General features: G+C 68.2%; 15 protein-coding genes. 4 read left to right on the forward strand and 11 right to left on the reverse strand.

What is annotated here, in order from left to right; translation table 11 throughout:
- The 8 genes from BMY35_RS34130 to BMY35_RS34165 all read right to left on the reverse strand — a co-directional run.
- Nucleotides 1–2,732, reverse strand: a 2,732-nt coding sequence (locus BMY35_RS34130) for an ESPR-type extended signal peptide-containing protein (RefSeq protein WP_256230416.1), incomplete at its 3' end; no start/stop codon positions are given.
- Between the two features lie 789 nt (nucleotides 2,733–3,521).
- Entirely contained in the window at nucleotides 3,522–4,643 is a 1,122-nt protein-coding gene (locus tag BMY35_RS34135) for an FAD-dependent monooxygenase (RefSeq protein ID WP_093209030.1), read from the reverse strand.
- A gap of 18 nt (nucleotides 4,644–4,661) precedes the next feature.
- On the reverse strand, nucleotides 4,662–5,759 hold the full coding sequence (locus BMY35_RS34140; RefSeq protein ID WP_177213775.1) for an ABC transporter substrate-binding protein: 1,098 nt from the start codon (nucleotides 5,757–5,759) through the stop codon (nucleotides 4,662–4,664).
- Nucleotides 5,760–5,819: 60 nt separating this feature from the next.
- On the reverse strand, nucleotides 5,820–6,716 hold the full coding sequence (locus BMY35_RS34145; RefSeq protein ID WP_177213776.1) for an ABC transporter permease: 897 nt from the start codon (nucleotides 6,714–6,716) through the stop codon (nucleotides 5,820–5,822).
- A 13-nt stretch (nucleotides 6,717–6,729) separates the two neighbouring features.
- Nucleotides 6,730–7,542 carry an ABC transporter ATP-binding protein gene (locus BMY35_RS34150; RefSeq protein ID WP_093209038.1) on the reverse strand — a complete coding sequence of 271 codons (813 nt, stop codon included), beginning with the start codon at nucleotides 7,540–7,542 and terminating at the stop codon, nucleotides 6,730–6,732.
- 30 nt (nucleotides 7,543–7,572) lie between these two features.
- On the reverse strand, nucleotides 7,573–8,349 hold the full coding sequence (locus BMY35_RS34155; protein ID WP_093209040.1) for an alpha/beta fold hydrolase: 777 nt from the start codon (nucleotides 8,347–8,349) through the stop codon (nucleotides 7,573–7,575).
- Nucleotides 8,346–8,762, reverse strand: a complete 417-nt coding sequence (locus BMY35_RS34160; RefSeq protein WP_093209042.1) for a VOC family protein — start codon at nucleotides 8,760–8,762, stop codon at nucleotides 8,346–8,348. Before BMY35_RS34160 ends, BMY35_RS34155 begins: the two co-directional genes overlap by 4 nt.
- Nucleotides 8,753–9,310 (reverse strand): hypothetical protein, encoded by a 558-nt coding sequence (locus tag BMY35_RS34165; protein WP_093209045.1) that lies wholly within the window; start codon nucleotides 9,308–9,310, stop codon nucleotides 8,753–8,755. Before BMY35_RS34165 ends, BMY35_RS34160 begins: the two co-directional genes overlap by 10 nt.
- A gap of 74 nt (nucleotides 9,311–9,384) precedes the next feature.
- Between BMY35_RS34165 and BMY35_RS34170 the strand changes: the two genes are divergently transcribed.
- Entirely contained in the window at nucleotides 9,385–10,356 is a 972-nt protein-coding gene (locus tag BMY35_RS34170; protein WP_177213777.1) for a LysR family transcriptional regulator, read from the forward strand.
- A 6-nt stretch (nucleotides 10,357–10,362) separates the two neighbouring features.
- On the opposite strand, the gene BMY35_RS34175 is transcribed toward BMY35_RS34170, so the two are convergent.
- A complete protein-coding gene (locus BMY35_RS34175; protein ID WP_093209049.1) occupies nucleotides 10,363–11,013 on the reverse strand; it encodes a hypothetical protein in 651 nt (216 codons plus the stop codon).
- A 53-nt stretch (nucleotides 11,014–11,066) separates the two neighbouring features.
- Nucleotides 11,067–12,044: a LysR family transcriptional regulator gene (locus BMY35_RS34180; protein WP_093209051.1), complete on the reverse strand. Its 978-nt coding sequence runs from the start codon at nucleotides 12,042–12,044 to the stop codon at nucleotides 11,067–11,069.
- Nucleotides 12,045–12,147: 103 nt separating this feature from the next.
- Between BMY35_RS34180 and pcaD the strand changes: the two genes are divergently transcribed.
- Nucleotides 12,148–12,984, forward strand: a complete 837-nt coding sequence (gene pcaD / locus BMY35_RS34185; RefSeq protein WP_093209054.1) for a 3-oxoadipate enol-lactonase — start codon at nucleotides 12,148–12,150, stop codon at nucleotides 12,982–12,984.
- Nucleotides 12,985–13,070: 86 nt separating this feature from the next.
- On the opposite strand, the gene ssb is transcribed toward pcaD, so the two are convergent.
- On the reverse strand, nucleotides 13,071–13,613 hold the full coding sequence (ssb, locus tag BMY35_RS34190) for a single-stranded DNA-binding protein (protein ID WP_019655528.1): 543 nt from the start codon (nucleotides 13,611–13,613) through the stop codon (nucleotides 13,071–13,073).
- Between the two features lie 108 nt (nucleotides 13,614–13,721).
- Here ssb and BMY35_RS34195 point away from each other — a divergent pair, with 108 nt between their 5' ends.
- On the forward strand, nucleotides 13,722–15,125 hold the full coding sequence (locus tag BMY35_RS34195) for a chloride channel protein (protein ID WP_093209056.1): 1,404 nt from the start codon (nucleotides 13,722–13,724) through the stop codon (nucleotides 15,123–15,125).
- A gap of 18 nt (nucleotides 15,126–15,143) precedes the next feature.
- Entirely contained in the window at nucleotides 15,144–18,260 is a 3,117-nt protein-coding gene (gene uvrA, locus BMY35_RS34200) for an excinuclease ABC subunit UvrA (RefSeq protein ID WP_093209058.1), read from the forward strand.
- Nucleotides 18,261–18,266 lie beyond the last annotated feature (6 nt).

An 18,266-nucleotide genomic window follows, 5' to 3' on the forward strand; every position in this document is an offset into this window, starting at 1 on the left:
TGCAGCGCGCCGCTGAGCTGGCGCACCGTGACCGCGTCCTGTGCCTGCGTGCCGTCGGCGACGTTGGTGATCTGGCGGTAGGTGGTGGCGCTGCCCACGGAGAGCGCACCCAGGAGCGTGCGGTCGGCGGTGTTGAACGGGATCAGCGCGCTGCCCGCGGGGATGTTGCCCGTGCCGGCGGCGATCGCCCGGTCGGAGACGGAGCCCGAGCCTATGGCGACCGAGCCGTCGACGGTCGCGCTGGCGTTCTTGCCCGAGGCGATGGCGTCGGCGCCTGTTGCGCCGAGGTTGTCCTCGTTGCCGCCGCCGGTGGAATTGACGCTGTAGTACTTGATCTTGTTGGCCGTGATCGTGGTGTTCAGCTGGCTCACGTTCACCGCGTCGGTGGGGCCCACGCCGGGCGCCACGTTGGTGATCACCGTGTTGTTGGCGTTGATGCCCGTGATCGTCACGCTCGGGCCGCCCGTGATCGTGAGGCCGTTGTTGTTCATCACCGTGCCGCCCGTGGTCACGCTGGTGAAGCTGGGCGTCGCGCTGGTGGCGATCTGCACCTCGGCGCCGTTCTGCGTGATGGCGATGTTGTTGCCTGCCGTGTAGGTGACGGCGGTGCCCGGAGCGATGTTCTGCACGCTGGTGCCCGTTGCCGTGCCGGTGCCCGTCTGGGCCGTGGTCAGGTTCCAGCCCTTGCCGGCCGTGGTCGCCACCTCCGCGATCGCGTCGTTGGTGGCGGACAGCTGGCTGCCGTTGATGGCATCGGTGGAGGTCCCGGAGATCCTGCCGGCGGCCACGTTGGTGATGGTGCGCTCGGTGCCCGGCGCACCGACGCTGACGGTGCTCGTGGGGTTGATGCCCTGGAACTTGTGCGTCGTGCCGTTGATGGTGACGCTGGGAGTTCCCACGGCCGTCGCGGTGACCGAGCCGGAACCGAGCGCCACGTCGCCCGCGTTGTTGGCGATGGCCGTATCGCCGAAGGCGACCGCGCCTGCCGCCAGCGCCTGGCTGGTGCTCCCGATCGCCACGCTGCCCTGTCCGACCACGGTGTTCTGGAAGCCGATGCCGACCGCGCCCTGCGCCGGCGTGCCGGGCACGCCCACGGCCTGGCCGCCACCGCCTACCTTGTTGGTGTTGCCCATCGCCACGGAGCCGTTGCCGGTGGCGGTGTTGTCGAGGCCGCTCGCGATCGCGCCGTTGCCGGTGGCGGTGTTCGGGTCGCCGATGGCCACCGCGCCGTTGCCGTTGGCGACGTTGCCGGAACCGATGGCTACTGCCTTGCCGCCGGTGGCCGTCGAGCCGTTGCCGATTGCGACTGCGTCTGCGGAGTCGGCGACGGTGTTGAGGCCCATCGCGATCGCGTTGAGCGCGGAGGCCTTGGCGTTGCTGCCGATGGCGACCGCCTGCTCACCGGCCGCTGCGGCAAGCGTGCCCACCGCGGTGGCGTTCTTGGCGGCCACGGTACCGAATCCCAGTGCGGTCGCGCGCGTGGCACTGGCGGTGGCGTTGTTGCCCATCGCCACGGTGCCATCGGCCGCTGCGTTGGCGCCCGACCCCGCCGCGACCGAGCCGACGCCGCTCGACAGGGCCTGATTGCCCATGGCCAGAGAGAAGTCCGCCGAAGCATTGGCGAGGTTGCCGAGTGCCGCGGAGCTGATGCCCGCTGCGTTGGCCAGGGGGCCTATCGCAACCGCGTTGTTCGCGCTGGCATTCGCATTGAGGCCGATGGAAGTCGTCGCGTTGCTGGCGACGCCGATGCCCGCGTTGGTGCCGATGGCGATGTTGTCGTTGCCCGTTACCAGGTTGCCCGCCGATGCCTTCAGAGTGGCGTCGTAGGCGACGCTGCCGTCGCCTGTGCCGAAGGCGACGTTGCGCGCTCCCGTGACGCCCGAACCCGCGCCGCGCATCGCGCTCGCAATGCCTCCCCCCATGGCGGTGTTCTGTGCGCCGCTGACCAGCGTTCCGGCCGCGATACCCACTGCGGCCGAACCTGTATTGGCGATCGTCGAGCCCGCGCCGGCACCCTGGCCGACCGCGACTGTGCTGTCGCCGACAGCGATCGCTTGCGCACCGAGCGCAAGCGAACTGTTGCCTTGCGCTCGAGTGCCGTTGCCGAAGGCGGTGGCCGCTTCGCTGGTTGCCATTGCCTGGTTTCCCAACGCGACGGCGCGCAACGCGGTTGCCTGGGACAGGGAGCCGATGGCGACGGTGCTGAGGGCGTTGGCGGTCACGTCCGTGCCGATGCCGATGGCGCCATCGGCCAGTGCGCCAGTGGTGGGCCCGGTGCGGGCACCCAGATAGATGGAGTTGACGCCTGAGCTGAAGGCCTGAAACCCCAGGGAGATCGAATTCTGTGCGGAGCTCAGGGAGTTGTACCCCACCGCGAGCCCGCCGAGTTGCTGGGCTTGCGCAAGAGAACCGAGCGCGGTGGCCCCGATCCCCGAGGCCTTCGATTGGAACCCCATGCACGAGGCGGTGCTGTTGTACGCGTTGAAAGGCGACGCCGAGCAGTCGACCGACTGTGCCTGCGCCGGGGCGGAGCATCCGGCCCAGCCCAGCGTCAGCAATGCCGTCATGACCCCCGCGCGCAGGCGCCCTGAAGGGGGCAGCGTGAGCGCGCCGTTCGCGCCGGTGGCCGCCATGCGGCTTGCGCCGCGGCTGCCGCGTGCACTTGCGGTTTCAGACGCCGCGACCCAGGCGCCAAGGGACTCGTTCCACAGAGAGCGGTAAGTTTTATTCATGAGCTCCATCCATCCGTTTGAAAGACCGATCGAATGGCTGAAGACCATTCGGCCCCCTGTTTCTTTGAATTATTTTCAGCCGGCAAATCTAAAAAGGCGGATGGAATTAAGCAATCGAAAATGTCTCTTTTTGGAGTCATTTAGAAGAATAAAAGCGAATTTTCAATTGAACCTTCAAATTCAATAGTAATCCAAAGATACCAATGAATTATTTTCTTACCATGCAATTCTGGACTCGACAATGAAGTTATTCTTCGTAATCATCAATTCGATATCAATGACAATGAAAATGTTATTTGTCTTTGGTGGGATGGACGGGTAGACGCGCCCGTACGCGAGGTGAGAGAGGAAAGGGAAGCAACCGGCCTGCAAGGCAGGATTTCATGAGTACATTGGGATGCTTTTCGACCAATTGACGGCCGCTTTTCCGAATTTCCATTGCCCGCGAACAATGACTGGCCAAAAACCATCCAAACTAAGTCGAATTAATTGCTTCATGCGCAAAAAAAACAGCACCGGCAACGCAAAAAAGCACCAGTCGGCCAAACACGCGAATCGACCTGGAACGCATGCGCACAGCGAGAAAAGAGATTTCCGGCGTTTTTCTCGACACCCCGCAATTCGAATGCCCTGCCCTCGGCGAACTCCTGGGCTGCGAGTTCGTCGTCAAGCTCGAGACCGCCAACCCGATCGGCTGCCTCAAAGGACGCGGAACGGTGGTCGTGACCTCGCGGATCGCCGCGAGCCCCGGTCCCAGGGCCGCGGCAGCAGGCGGCCGGCCGGTTCAGCTCACTTCGCGAACCTGGCCGCGTACTCGCGGAACATCGCGTTGCGCTCGTCGAGCGCTTCCTGCGTGGGCGGCACCATGATCGGAGCGCCTTCGCCGGCGAAGGCCTGGCATTGCTCCACATAGGGCCGCAGGCGTTCGTGATAGAGCGGCGATGCCGCCTCCATGTTGCCGCCGGCCTCGGTCCAGGTGCTCGCCAGCAGTTCCGCCGACACCATCGCGAGCGTCGTTCCCATGCCCGACAGCAGCGCCGCGCAGTGACCCGCGTCGCCGATGACCGCGACGTTGCCGCGCGTCCAGCCCGGCATGCGGGTCTGGCTGACCGAATCGAAGTAGAAGCCCCTGGCGTCGGGATCGACGAACGCCTCGCGCATCGCGGGCACCTGCCATGCTTCGACGCGGGAAAGGAGCCGGTCGATCAGCCGCCGTTGCGCATCGAGATCGCGGTAGTCGTAGTCGATCTCCGGGCTGGCCGCGAGCATCATTCCCTGCGGGCCGTCGCCCGCATCGCGCACCGCGACCGTGAGGCCGGGCACGTTGAGCATGGCACGGTGCCACGTCCGGTCAGCCGGAAGATCGACCAGCGCGACGTAGTGGCCGAAGTGCCGGACGTAGTCCTTCTCCGGCCCGAAGGCGAGCCGGCGCACGTTGGAATGCAGGCCGTCGGCACCGACCACGAGGTCGTACCGTTCCCGCAGCCCGTCCGCGAATGCGACATCCACGCCGCCGGCCCCGTCGGCAATCGCCGCGATGGAGGCCTTGAAGCGGAACTCCACGCCGTCGGGTATGGCGTCCAGCAGGATCCGGTTGAGCCGGTCCCGCGTGATCTCGATGTCGTCGTCGGTCTCGTTGGCGAACCAGCGCAGGTCGAGGGTCGCGACCTGCGCTCCCGTACCGTCGAGCACCGGCGCCGGCTCGAGGATGGCGACCTTCTCTTCCTCGATCCTCGCGAGGATGCCCATCCGTTGCGCGGTTGCGAGCGCACGCCCGCGAACGTCGATGGGCGCGCCGCCGGGGCGCAGGCCGTCGGCGCGCTCCACGACCGTCACCCGGTGGCCGAGGCGGGCGAACCAGCAGGCCGCCGAGAGGCCAGCCATGCTGGCGCCGGAGATGAGAACGTCCATGGCCTGCTCCTTCGCCTGCTACAGCCTGAATTCCCTGGCCATCCGGATCACCGCCTGCTTGTCGAAGGCGTTGATGTCGTCGATCAGCTCGTTGGTGAACAGCCGGTTCGGGTCGCCGAGTTCGCTGGCCAGCTTCGGGTTCTTGCTGCTCTCGGCCGTCATCTCGATGTTGGCCTTCCACTCGGCCACCGACGACGCGCCCATGCGCTGGTCCGGATCGTCGGGCCGGCGCATCCAGCTGTTCCTGCGGTCCTTGAGGATGAATGCCAGCTCCTTGCGCGCCTCGTCCTCGCTGCGGCCCTTGGGCCGGCTCTCGGGGTACGTGGCCCAGTGCAGGTCGATCGCCGCATCGAGGTTCGCGTTCGAGAAGAGAGTCGACTTCGCGATGCCCTGGAACAGCGCCACCAGCGCCTTGCGATCGTCCTTGAGCAGCTTGCGCGGCACGCACAGCCAGCCCGAGCCCAGCTGCGCGAACTTCGGCGTGAGCGGCACGTAGCGCAGCTTCGTTCCCACCAGTTCGATGCGCGCGGCGGCGGTGTCGAAGGCCACCATCGCGTCCACGCGGTCGTTGTCGATCGCCGCGCCTGCGGGCGCGCCGTCGCCGATGGCGATGTATTCGCATCGGTCGTCCTTCAGCCCCAGCTCGGCCAGCATGATCTTCGTGATGACGATGCCGGTGTCGCCCTGGCTGCGCACGCCGATGCGCTTGCCCGCGAGGTCCGCGGCCGACCTGATCGGGCTGCCGGGCTTCACGACGATCACGTTCGCATTGCGCGGCAGCCACTTGTAGACGCTCACCAGGTCGAGCGACGGATCCTTCGCCATCGCCGGCAGCAGGATGCCCGGCACCGCCGGCCCGAAGTCCACGTGCCCAGCGCGCAGGCTCTGCAGCGCCTGGGTCATGCTCGACATGTTGACGTACTCCACGTCCACGCCCTTCGACTTGTAGAAGTCGAGCCTGGGGTGCTGGCCCGCGGTGGTGAAGCACTGCTGCGGATCGTTCACCGCCGCGGTGTTCGCCACCTTCATCACCCGTACACCCTGCGCCAATGCCGGCAGGCCGGCTGCAAGACCGAGGGCGCCGAGGCCCAGGCCGAAATCACGTCGCGTCAACATGGCTCGCTCCTTCTTCATGCGAAAAGAAATGCGGGAATGCGGGATGCAGGAATGCGCGGCTCAGACGTTCACCGCCCGCTGCTGCGAGGCGTCGGCCGGCATCCAGTGCAGCACGCGGCGCTGGATGCGGCGCAGCAGGTCGCTCAGCACGATGCCGATCACCGACAGCACCACGCACACCGCGAAGCTGCCGCCGGTGTCGGCCTGCGCTTCCATCTGCAAGATGAGCACGCCGAGCCCCGCCTGCGCGCCGACGAACTCGCCCACCACCGCGCCCACCACGCTGAAGGCGGCGGCCATGTTCAGCCCCGCGAAGATGTACGGCAGCGCGCTCGGAAACTTCGCCTTGCGGAAGATCTGCCACTGCGTGGCCGAGAGCGAGCGCAGCAGGTCGATCCGGTCCGGGTCCACCGCCTTGAAGCCCGCGATGCTGGTCACGAGCACCGGGAAGAAGGTGAGCAGGCAGATGATCATCACCTTCGAGCCGATGCCGAAGCCCAGCCACACCACGATGATCGGCGCGACCGCAACCTTGGGCACGCTCTGCAGCGCGGCGACGTAGGGCTCCAGCAGCGCCTCGACCTTCGGCATCTGCGACACCACGATGCCGATCGCGAGGCCCACGCCGCTGCCGATGAGAAAGCCCAGAAGAATCTCGGTCACCGTCACGCCGCCGTGATACCAGAAGCCGTCCTTCGCCAGGGGCCCGGTGGCGAGGCCGCGCCACAGCGCGACGGCGATGTCGCTCACCGGCGGCACCAGGTGCTTCGGCACCTTGAAGAGCCGCACGGCCCCTTCCCACGACCCGAGCAGCGCGACGAGCAGCAGGATCGACTGCACCCGTGTAGACGCGAGCGGATTGGCGCGGCGCCGCCGCGGCTTCTCCCTTGCCGGGATCGAGGGGCTAGCCGCGGACGGCGCGGCGGAATCGGTCTTGGCGAGCATGGCGGTGGTCATCGGGAGCCCCCTGTCAGTCGAATGAAGCTGCATGCGAGAAGCGCTCGCGGATCGATGCGGACGCGGCGGCGAAGGCGGGATGCGACATCACCTCCATCGACCGCGGACGCGGCAGGTCGACGGGCAGCACGCGCTCGAGCGTGCCCGGCCGCGGCGACATCACGAACACCCTGTCGCCGAGGAACACCGCCTCGGGAATCGAATGCGTGATGAGCACCACCGTCTTGCCGCTTTCCATCCAGATGCGCTGCAGCTCCAGGTTCATGCGCTCGCGCGTCATCGCGTCGAGCGCGCCGAAGGGCTCGTCCATCAGCAGGATCTTCGGGTCGTGCAGCAGCGCCCGCGCGATCGAGGCGCGCTGCTGCATGCCGCCGCTCAGCTGGCGCGGCAGCTTGTGCTCGAAGCCTTCGAGTCGGACCATCTGCAGCAGCTGCATCGCCCGCTCGCGCGCCTGCTTCGCGGGAATGCCGAGCACCTCGGCCGGCAGCATCACGTTCTCGAGGATGGTGCGCCAGGGCAGCAGGATCGAGCTCTGGAACACCACGCCCACGTCGCGCCGCGTGCCGCGGATCGGCTGTCCGTCGAGCACCACGCGGCCGATGTCGTAGTCGAGCAGGCCCGCGAGGATGCGCAGCAGCGTGCTCTTGCCGCAGCCGCTCGGTCCCACGATGGTCACGAAGCTGCCCTGCTCGATGCTGCAGTCGATGTCCTTCAGCGCGAGCACGCCTCCACCGCCGTCGCCGAAGTGCTTGGAGAGCCCTTCGATGCGGATGTAGTCGGGGCGCCCGCGCGCGCCTGCGGTCGCGCGTTCATGGTTCGTGCTCATGGCCTGGCTCCTTCGGGTTTCAGGTCTCGATCAGGTCTCTAGGAAGCGGACGATGTGCTGCGCCAGCACCTGTGGCGCCTGCATCGCGGTGACGTGGCCGACGCCGGGCAGCAGCACCGCATCGGCGCCGCGGATGCGGCCGGCCATCGAGAGCGTCACGCTCGCGGGCACCACGCGGTCGAGTTCGCCCGCCAGCACCAGCGTGGGCGCGAGGATGTCGGCTACGCCTCTTTCGAGCGCGGTCTGCACTGTCGCCATCCGCCGTGAGGAACGCGCAGAGCCGGGCCGGGCGTTCGCGAACACACGTCGCAATTCTGGCCGCTGCGCCAAGAAGGCTTCCGGAAAGAACCATGTCGCCAGCTCTTGCGCGCTGGCCGGCAGGTCGCGGCGCAGCTCGCCCAGGCGCCGCGCGTCGGGACACAGCTCTTCGTACGGCCTCGGCAGCGGCCATGTGCTGCCCAGAACGAGGTGATCGACCGAACGCGGATGCATCAGCGCCAGCGCCTGCGCGACGCGGCCGCCGAAGGACGAACCGAACACGTGCGCACGCCTGAACCCCAGCGCCTTGACGAGCCGCCGCGCATCGTCCGCCAGGTCGGCGAGCGTCGACGCGCGCTCCGGCCCCTCGGTCTCGCCGCAGTCGCGCTGGTCGTAGGCGATCACGGTGAAGTGCTTCGACAGATGCGGCACCAGCGCCGCGAACATCTGCCGCGAGGCTTCCGCGCCGTGCATCATCAGCAGCGGCGGGCCGTCGCCCTCGCGGTCGAAGGCGATGCGCAGCTCGCCCGCCTGCACGAAGCTCGTCATGCGGCGCTCCCTTCTTCCAGGTCCATCCAGAAGGTCATCTCGATCTTCAGGCCGCGCGGATCGTGCAGGAAGAGCTGGTGGATCGCCCAGCCGGGAATCGGCGCCTCGGCGAAGGGAATGTCCAGTGCGCGAAGGTGCTCGCGCATCTCGGCCAGTCCGCGCGAGCGGAACGAGATGTGGTCGACGTGGCCGGTGACAGGCTCGTCCGCATCGCCGGGTCCATCAGGCGTCGACAAGTGTGCGTAGAGATGAACGATGGGCTGGCCATCCGCGTACAGCCACGCGCCGGGCGCTGGAATCTCCGGCCGCGCGCCGACCGTGAGGCGCATCACGCGCGTGTAGAAATCGACCAGCGGCGGCAGCTCGTCCGGCGTGCAGCGGATGGTGAAGTGGTGCAAGGCGGTCACAGGCATGGCGTCTCCTCCTCGAAGCTGTAGGCGAGCCCGGGCGCGGAAGGCACCCATCGCGCGGCGGCGAGCGCCAGCAGCCGGATGCCGAAGAGCTCCTCCGGCTGCCAGCGCTCGCGGGTGCCGAAGACGTTGAAGGTGGCATAGCAGAGGCTGCCTTGCAGCATCGGCACGTTGACCACGCTGCGCAGCCTGTAGGCGCGCATCTGGTCGAAGTCGTCGAAGTTCTGCGCGAGCACCTGCTCGCCCTCGCCCACGAACACGCGCCCCTGCACGAAGAGGCGTTCGGTCCACGGCGTGCGCGTCTTGCGCTTCGCGCCGTTGACCGGGAAGGTCGCGGCCTCCGACGAATAGAAGCGGCGCAGCAGGACTTGGCCGGCCGCGTCGCGCCCGGTCGTCACGTTCTGCTGGATGCTGAAGATGCTGCCCGGGGCGATCCGAAGGCGGCAGCCGTCGATCCGGCGCAGTGCCTCGTCGGCGCCGGCCGCCTCGGCCAGGGCGTCCAGGAAGCCGGCCGTGATGCCGGTGGTCGTCGGTGCATTGATCGGGTCCATGGGAAAAGTCTAGGACTCGCAATTCACCAAAGTGAAATAATTTCTGATAGCCCGATAACCATGGAGTTATGGCCTTGCCCACAGCCCGCGACCCCGCCGTCGAACTGCAGCACGCGCTGCTCTCGCGCCTCAAGCTGCGCCAGCTTTCGCTGCTGCAGGCCATCGACCGGCATCGCACGCTCAGCCGCGTCGCCGCCGAGATGCAGCTCAGCCAGCCGGCGATCACCAAGGCGCTGCACGAGGTCGAGGACATCTTCGGCAGCACGCTCTTCGAGCGCTCCAGCAGGGGGCTGGTGCCGACCGCCGCGGGCGACGCGGTGCTGCACTACGCGCGACGCTGGCTGGCCGAGCTCGAGGCAACCACACGTGTGCTCACCTCGCTGGAAGCCGGGCGCAGCGGGCGCCTGCGGCTGGGCCTCACGCAGCAGGTGCCGCAGCAGCTCATGTCGGCGGCGCTCACGCACCTGCTCGACCGCTCGCCGCGCATTTCGGTGATGGTGCGCGAAGGCACCACGGACGAGCTGGTCGCCGGCCTCGTCGCCCGCGAACTCGACTGCGCCATCGGCCGCTCCTACGACGGCGATGCGAGCGGGCTGGTGCAGGAAGCCATCCACGAGCAGGAACCCTGCCTCGTGGTCGGCGCGAAGAACGTCAAGCGCCTCTCGCGCGGGCCGCTGGACTGGGCGCGGCTCGCGCAGCTCGACTGGATCCTGCCGCCGCCCAACACGCCCATGCGCAGGACCTACAACGCGATCTTCGTCGGGGCGGGCGTCCAGCCGCCGCTGCCCATCCTGGAGACCACGGCGATCCGGAGCATCGAGACGGTGCTGCGCCAGGAGTCCAACGCCATCACCATCTTCGCGCGCGACGTGCTGGCCGGCATGGAGCCCGCGGGCCACTGGGCCGCGCTCCCCTACCGGCTGAGCTGGAACCTGCCGCCGGTGAGCTTCTTCACGCTGAAGGAGCTCGAAGCCCACCCCACGGTGCGATCGCTGCGCGGCGCGGTGGTCGAGACGGCGCGGCGCATGAAGCGCTCCGCCGGCTGAACCCTTTCACGCGGACGGCCGGGCCAGCGTCGCCAGCTTCTTCCTGGCCGCCTGCAGCAGCCCGCCCTTCTCGACGGGCAGCTGCGCCTTGGTATCCCCGAGCGCGATGATTTCGTGCACGTTGCCGGCGGCGAGCTTCGAGGCCAGCGGATCGCGCGGCGACATGCCGTCGAGCCTGCCGAGCGGAATGACGTGCACCTTGAGGTGGCGACTCATGCTCTTCGACAGCTTCTGGCAGGCCGCCGCCATGGTGGCCTCGTCGGGCACGAGCTGGCCATGCACGACGAGCAGCTCCACGGTGCCCTGCGCGTCCTCGCCCAGCACGAAGGCGCGCACGACCGAGTCCTTGAACTTGGACCGCAGCATGGAACGGATCGGCTCCGCCACGGCGAACGACTTGAACGCGATGCGCCGCAGCTCGTCGTGGAAGACGAAGGAGCGATCGACCTGCAGGGTCTCGGCCTGCTCGGCCTTCGCCGCCTGCCGCTTCACCATGCCGCTCTTGACGAGATGCTCCACGGTGAGCGCCGCATCGGCCTCGCCGAGCTTCGAGCGCCTGGCGAGTTCGCCGGTCGGAAGTTGTTGATCGGGTGCCGCGTACAGGATCGCGAGGAGCTTCTGCACTTCGGGAGAAAAAAGGAAATCCGCGGCACTCATCCTGGTTGGCTGCTGAGCAAAAAAGCCCGCATTATCCGGCGGCGACTTCCGCGTCATCGTGTCGATTTGCGTCCTGCTTTCGCGGGCTTGCTCGCACCCCGGACACTCGCGCGAGGCACCTGCCCCAGCGCCGGCTTCAAGAGCGGCGCATGGCTGCCGAGAAAGTCCCACAGCGCAGTCGCCACGGGGCCGTGCGGTCTGTCGCGCAGCCGCGCGACCACGAGGTCCTCGACGATGCCCGGAAAGTGCCGCCCCGCGATGGACAGCAGCCGCCCTTCCTTCAGCTCGGGCTCGACGAGAAAGCGCGGCAGGTGGCCCCATGCCATGCCGTTCGCGATGAGTTCCTTCTTCATCAGCATGTCGGGCACCGAGCACTGCGGCGCGCCTTCGACCACGTAGTGCTGCGTCTCGGGCGCGCGGCGGGCCGAGTCGCGGATCACGCATTGGGTGAAGCGCTGCATCTGCTGCGGCGTGATCGCAGCCGTGACCGGGAACGGCAGGAAGCCCGCGGCCACGACCGGCACCATCGCCACCTTTCCGAGGTCGATCCAGTCGAGGCGCACGTCGCTCTTGGCGACCCGGTGCACGATGAGATCGGCCTCGCCGTCGAGCAGGCGCTCCCACGGCCCGGTCACGGATTCGAACTGCAGATGAAGCCGCGTCTGCGGCCACGCGCCGAAGAAGCGGCCCAGCAGCTGCAGCACGGGCGTCAGCGGGCACAGGTCTCCGAGCACGACGCGGAGCTCGGCCTCCTGCCCCATGGCCAGCTGCTCGGCGTAGGTCTTCAGGTCGCCCGCTTCCCGCAGCAGCGATTCCGCCTTGCGATGCAGCGCGCGCCCTGCGTCCGTCGGCTTCACGCGGTAGCCGGAGCGGTCCAGCAACGTGATGCCCAGCTGCTGCTCCAGCTTGGCCACCGAGGCGATCACGGAGGGGTGCGTGCGGTGCAGCCGCTCCGCAGCGGCCTGGAAACCGCCGTGGCGCAGGACGGCGTCGAAGCATTGCAGATCGTGGAGCGTGAAGGTCGATGACATCGTTGGTTCTTCGTACAAAGATGGTCTGAACTTTGTAGTATCCGCCGCGCCGGTGCCTGCCTACGATGAAGCCATCGTCAAACACATCGCAAGGCCAAGCACCATGGACTCGAACCTTTCCTTCTTCACCACCGGCGACGGCGTTTCCATCGCCTATCGCTTCGACGGGGACGCCGGCCTGCCGGTGCTGCTGCTGTCGAACTCCATCGGAACCGATCTGCACATGTGGGACGCGGAGGTGCCGCGGCTCGCGCGCCACTTCCGCGTGCTGCGCTACGACGCCCGCGGCCACGGCGCGTCCGGCGCACCGGCGGTGCCCTACTCGCTCGACCGCCTCGGGCGCGACGTCGTCGAGCTGCTAGACACGCTGGGGCTGGAACGCGTCCACGTGCTCGGGCTGTCCCTCGGCGGCATCGTCGCCCAATGGCTGGGCGTGCACGTGCCCGAGCGCATCGACCGGCTGGTGCTGTCGAACACCGCCGCCTGGCTGGGCCCGGCCGGCCAGTGGGACCAGGCCATCGCCGGGTTGATGGCCGCGCCGGACATGACATCCACGGCCGACACCTTCCTGCGCAACTGGTTTCCCGCCCGCATGCTCGAGGCCCGCGGAGCCACCATCGAGGCGTTCCACAGGACGCTGCTGCGCACGCCCAGGGAAGGCATCGCCGGCAGCTGGGCCGCCGTGCGCGACGCCGACCTGCGCAGGACGCTGCGCCTGATCGCGAGCCCCACGCTCGTCATCGCGGGCGAGCAAGACACCGTGACCTCGGCCCGCCACGGCGAGGAGCTCGCGGCGGGCATTCCGGGTGCGCGCTTCGAGCTGCTGCCGGTGGTGCACCTATCGAACGTCGAGCAGGGGGAACGCTTCGTCGAGCTGGTGCTGGGGTTCCTGGGCGCCGATGCGGAGGCCCGCAAGGAGCCTGTTCCAGAAGCCGGCTGAAGGCCTGGCGCGCTCAGGCCCGAGCAATGAAAAAAGGCCTGCTCCCGAAAGAGCAGGCCTTCAGTGACAAGTCCGGGTAACCGGCTTCAGAACGGAATATCGTCGTCCATGTCGTCGAAGCCCGACGACGACTTGGCCGGTGCCTGGCGCGGAGCCGGCGCCGGAGCGCGCGGTGCAGCCGCGGGCGCACGCGGGGCGTAGCCGCCACCGCCGCCACCACCGCCGCCTTGCGAGTAGCCGCCGCCACCGCCGTAGCCGTCGTCATCGCTCGGGCCCGACGGGCCGCCCTGGCCCTGGCGGCTGCCGAGCATCTGCATCTGATCGGCGCGGATCTCGGTGGTGTACTTTTCGATGCCGTCCTTGTCGGTCCACTTGCGCGTGCGCAGGCTGCCCTCGACATAGACCTGCGAGCCCTTGCGCAGGTACTGGCCGGCGATTTCGGCCAGGCGGCCGTTGAAGACGATGCGGTGCCACTCGGTGGCCTCGCGCATTTCGCCGCTTTGCTTGTCCTTCCAGCGATCGGTGGTGGCCACTGTGACGTTCGCGACCTGGTCGCCGCTCGGGAATGTACGCATCTCGGGGTCGCGCCCCAGATTGCCGACGACGATGACTTTATTGACCGATGCCATATGCACTGCCCCTGATAAGTAGATGGAGGAGGAGGTTGAGAAGAACCCTCGATTGTGCCCCAAGGCGGCTGCCCGCACTCCCGCCGGATGCCAGAATGGGACTTTGCGATGAATCGGGAACCTGACTTTTTCGAGCATCTGCGCGCCGAGCTGTCGAGCGGGCGCGTCTGGCTCGACCGCGTCATCGTGCTGGGCTACGCCATCGCGGCAGGCCTCTTCGTGGTGGGCTTCACGCTGGCCAGCGACTGGGTCTTCGGCGAGTTCCACCGCTTCTACCGCGCCTGGCCCTGGGCGGTGCTGCTGACCACGCCGCTGCTCACGGCCGGCATCGTCTGGTTCACCCTGCGTTTCTTCCCCGGAGCCGGCGGCTCCGGCATTCCCCAGATCAAGGCCGCCCTGCATCCGGCCCTGCCCGGCGAGCGGCGCTTCGTCTTCGCCTCGCTGCGGCTCACGGTCGCGAAGATCGGACTGGGCGTGGCGGGTTTCGCGGCCGGCCTGTCGATCGGGCGCGAAGGCCCCTCCGTGCAGGTGGCGGCGGGCGTGATGCAGCATGCGCGCCGCTGGCTCTCGCCCAACACGGCCATCGACGGGCGCGCGCTGCTGGTGGCCGGTGGCGCCGCCGGCATCGCGGCGGCATTCAACGCACCGCTGGCGGGTGTGGTGTTCGCCATCGAGGAGCTGTCGGGCCGGCTCGAGGCGCGCTCCAGCGGCCTGATCATCACGGCCATCGTGCTGGCGGGCCTGGTGGCGGTCTCGGCCTTCGGCAACATCAGCTACTTCGGCGTGATCCGCGTGCCCCGGCTGGGCTGGGACGTGCTCGCGCCCGGCCTGCTGGTCACGCTGCTGAGCGGCGCCGCGGGCGGACTCTTCGCACGGCTGCTGATCGCCTCGCTCACAGGCACGGCCGGACGCTTCAACCGCTGGCGGGCGCGCTTTCCGGTGCGCTTCGCGGCCGTCGGCGGGCTGGCGGTGGCCGTCATCGGGCTGGTCACGGACGGCGTCACCTTCGGCGCGGGCTCCGAGGCGGTCAAGCAGATGCTGCAGGGCCACGACGAGCTCACGCCGCTGTACACCGTGCTGAAGTTCGTCGCCACCTGGCTCACGGCCTGGTGCGGCGTGCCGGGCGGCATCTTCGCGCCGTCGCTGTCCATCGGCGCGGGCATCGGCGACGCGGTGGCCCGGCTGGCCAGCAGCGAGCAGGGGCCGGCGCTCATCGCCATGGGCATGGCCGGCTTCCTGGCGGCGGTGACGCAGGCGCCGCTCACCGCCTTCATCATCGTCATGGAAATGGTCGACGGCCACTCGATGGTGCTGAGCCTGATGGCCGCCGCCATGCTGGCCAGCCTGGTCTCGCGGATGATCAGCCGCCCGCTGTACGACACGCTGGCCGAGCACATGGTGGGCCGGGCGATCAGCAGTGGGGGCAGCGGGGGTGGCACCGAAGCGGTGCAGCCGCCGCCATCGCCGGAAGTCCCCACGCCCAAGCCTCCAGAGCCCGGCCACTCGCCATGAAATCCCCGGCGGTCTATCATGTCCGGTTGCCCTCGGACGATCGCCCCCTTGAATTCAAAAACCACTGAATACACCGACGCCGACGCGGAAAGCGCTCGCGACGCGGAACTCGAACGCAATACCTACCTCGGCGCGGTGCTGGCGCAGCAGCGCATCAGCATCCGGGGTGCGCGCACGCACAACCTGAAGAACGTCGACCTCGACATCCCGCGCAACAAGCTGGTGGTGATCACCGGCCTGTCGGGCTCGGGCAAGTCGAGCCTGGCCTTCGACACGCTGTATGCCGAAGGACAGCGGCGCTACGTCGAGAGCCTGTCGGCCTATGCGCGGCAGTTCCTGCAGCTGATGGACAAGCCCGACGTCGACGTGATCGAGGGCCTCTCGCCCGCCATCAGCATCGAGCAGAAGGCCACCAGCCACAACCCGCGCTCCACCGTGGGCACGGTGACCGAGATCCACGACTACCTGCGCCTGCTCTACGCCCGCGCCGGCACGCCCTACTGCCCCGACCACCACCTGCCGCTGCAGGCGCAGACGGTGTCTCAGATGGTCGATGCGGTGCTGGCATTGCCCGACGAGCCCCGGCTGATGATCCTGGCGCCGGTGGCGCGCGAGAAGAAGGGCGAGTTCCTCGAGCTCTTCGCCGAGATGCAGGCAGCCGGCTACGTGCGCTTCCGCGTCGACGGGCAGACCTACGAATACAACGACCTGCCCAAGCTCAAGAAGACCGAGAAGCACGACATCGACGTCGTCATCGACCGCCTGCGCGCGCGCCCCGACATGCAGCAGCGCCTGGCCGAGAGCTTCGAAGCCGCATTGCGCCTGGCCGAGGGACGCGCCATCGCGCTGCAGTTGGGCGCCGAGGGTGCGCCCGACAAGGAACACCTGTTCAACGCAAAGTTCGCCTGCCCGATCTGCCACTACTCGCTGTCGGAGCTGGAGCCGCGCCTCTTCTCGTTCAACTCGCCCGTGGGCGCCTGCCCCAGCTGCGACGGCCTCGGCCACCGCGAGGTGTTCGATCCGGCGCGCGTGGTGGCCTTTCCATCGCTGTCGATGGCCAGCGGCGCCGTCAAGGGCTGGGACCGCCGCAACGGCTACTACTTCAGCATGATCGAGAGCGTCGCGAAGCACTACAAGTTCGACGTCGACGCGCCCTTCGAATCGCTTCCCGCCTCGGTGCAGCACGTGCTGCTGCACGGCTCGGCCGCCGAGGAGATCAAGTTCAACTACACCATGGAGTCGGGCAACTTCGCGGGCAAGAAGCTCACGAAGAAGCATCCCTTCGAGGGGATCATCCCGAACATGACGCGGCGCTACCGCGAGACCGACTCCGTGATGGTGCGCGAGGACCTCGCGCGCTTCCGCAACCTGCAGCCCTGCCCCGACTGCGGCGGCTCGCGACTGCGGCCCGAGGCGCGCAACGTGTTCCTGGTCGACGAGAGCGCCGCCGACAACGGTGCCGAGCGTCCGCGCATGGCCATCTTCGAGCTCAGCCGCCTCACGCTGCGCGATTCGCTCGACTGGTTCCAGAAGCTCAGGCTGCGCGGCGCCAAGGCCGACATCGCCGACAAGGTGGTGCGCGAGATCGGTCTGCGCCTGAAATTCCTGAACGACGTGGGCCTGAACTACCTGAGCCTGGACCGCAGCGCCGAAACGCTCTCTGGCGGCGAGGCGCAGCGCATCCGCCTCGCCTCGCAGATCGGCTCGGGCCTCACCGGCGTGATGTACGTGCTCGACGAGCCCAGCATCGGCCTGCACCAGCGCGACAACGACCGCCTCATCGGCACGCTGAAGCATCTGCGCGACATCGGCAACAGCGTGATCGTGGTCGAGCACGACGAGGACATGATCCACGCCGCCGACCACGTGATCGACATGGGCCCCGGTGCCGGCGTGCACGGCGGCCGCGTGATGGCGCAGGGCACCTACACCGAGGTTTCGTCCAACCCCGACTCGCTCACCGGCCAGTACCTCTCGGGCGCACGAAAGATCGAAGTGCCCAAGCACCGCACCGCCTGGCTGCCGGCGACGAAGCAACCCGCCTTCCATGAAGGCAAGAAGCCCCCGCGCTTTCCGCCCAGCCCCGCCGCCGAGCGCCGCGCCGCGCGCGAGGCCGCGCACCTCGCCACGCAGACCGACCTGCAGGAAATCCGCGTCGTCGGCGCCACCGGCAACAACCTGAAGAACGTGAGCGTGGCCTTCCCCGTCGGCCTGCTGACCTGCGTGACGGGCGTGTCGGGCTCGGGCAAGTCCACGCTGGTGAACGACACGCTCTACACGGCGGTGGCGCGCACCATCTACCGCGCGCACGAGGAACCGGCCGCGCACGAGTCGGTGGAAGGCATCGAGTACTTCGACAAGGTCATCAACGTCGACCAGAGCCCCATCGGCCGCACGCCGCGCAGCAACCCGGCCACCTACACCGGCCTGTTCACGCCCATCCGCGAACTCATGGCCGAGACCAACACCGCGCGCGAGCGCGGCTACGGCCCGGGTCGCTTCAGCTTCAACGTGGCCGGCGGGCGCTGCGAGGCCTGCCAGGGCGACGGCGTGGTGAAGGTCGAGATGCACTTTCTGCCCGACGTGTACGTGCCCTGCGAGGTCTGCCACGGCCAGCGCTACAACCGCGAGACGCTCGAGGTGCTCTACAAGGGCAAGAACATCGCGCAGATCCTGGAGATGACGGTCGAGGCCGCGCACGACTTCCTCAGGGCCGTGCCGACCATCGAGCGCAAGCTGCGCACGCTGCTCGACGTGGGCCTGAGCTACATCAAGCTGGGCCAGTCGGCCACCACGCTGTCGGGCGGCGAGGCGCAGCGCGTGAAGCTCGCGCTGGAGCTCAGCAAGCGCGACACCGGCCGCACGCTCTACATCCTCGACGAGCCGACCACCGGCCTGCACTTCGCCGACATCGAGCTGCTGCTGAAGGTGCTGCACCAGCTGCGCGACGCGGGCAACACCATCGTCGTGATCGAGCACAACCTCGACGTCATCAAGACCGCCGACTGGCTCATCGACATGGGCCCCGAGGGCGGTGCCGGCGGCGGCACGGTGGTGGGCGAAGGCACGCCGGAAGACATCGCGGCGAACGAAGCGAGCCATACGGGGCGGTACCTGAAGCGGCTGCTGAAGTAGCCGCGC

Origin of the sequence: Variovorax sp. YR750 (assembly GCF_900109805.1) — a bacterium.
GTDB classification, from domain to species: Bacteria; Pseudomonadota; Gammaproteobacteria; order Burkholderiales; family Burkholderiaceae_C; genus Variovorax; species Variovorax gossypii.

Coding starts and splice junctions, on each gene's coding strand:
- BMY35_RS34135 (WP_093209030.1), bottom strand. CDS start 4,643: ATGGACGTTCTCATCTCCGGCGCCAGCATGGCTGGCCTCTCGGCGGCC.
- BMY35_RS34140 (WP_177213775.1), bottom strand. CDS start 5,759: ATGTTGACGCGACGTGATTTCGGCCTGGGCCTCGGCGCCCTCGGTCTT.
- BMY35_RS34145 (WP_177213776.1), bottom strand. CDS start 6,716: ATGACCACCGCCATGCTCGCCAAGACCGATTCCGCCGCGCCGTCCGCG.
- BMY35_RS34150 (WP_093209038.1), bottom strand. CDS start 7,542: ATGAGCACGAACCATGAACGCGCGACCGCAGGCGCGCGCGGGCGCCCC.
- BMY35_RS34155 (WP_093209040.1), bottom strand. CDS start 8,349: ATGACGAGCTTCGTGCAGGCGGGCGAGCTGCGCATCGCCTTCGACCGC.
- BMY35_RS34160 (WP_093209042.1), bottom strand. CDS start 8,762: ATGCCTGTGACCGCCTTGCACCACTTCACCATCCGCTGCACGCCGGAC.
- BMY35_RS34165 (WP_093209045.1), bottom strand. CDS start 9,310: ATGGACCCGATCAATGCACCGACGACCACCGGCATCACGGCCGGCTTC.
- BMY35_RS34175 (WP_093209049.1), bottom strand. CDS start 11,013: ATGAGTGCCGCGGATTTCCTTTTTTCTCCCGAAGTGCAGAAGCTCCTC.
- BMY35_RS34180 (WP_093209051.1), bottom strand. CDS start 12,044: ATGTCATCGACCTTCACGCTCCACGATCTGCAATGCTTCGACGCCGTC.
- pcaD (WP_093209054.1), top strand. CDS start 12,148: ATGGACTCGAACCTTTCCTTCTTCACCACCGGCGACGGCGTTTCCATC.
- ssb (WP_019655528.1), bottom strand. CDS start 13,613: ATGGCATCGGTCAATAAAGTCATCGTCGTCGGCAATCTGGGGCGCGAC.
- BMY35_RS34195 (WP_093209056.1), top strand. CDS start 13,722: ATGAATCGGGAACCTGACTTTTTCGAGCATCTGCGCGCCGAGCTGTCG.
- uvrA (WP_093209058.1), top strand. CDS start 15,144: ATGTCCGGTTGCCCTCGGACGATCGCCCCCTTGAATTCAAAAACCACT.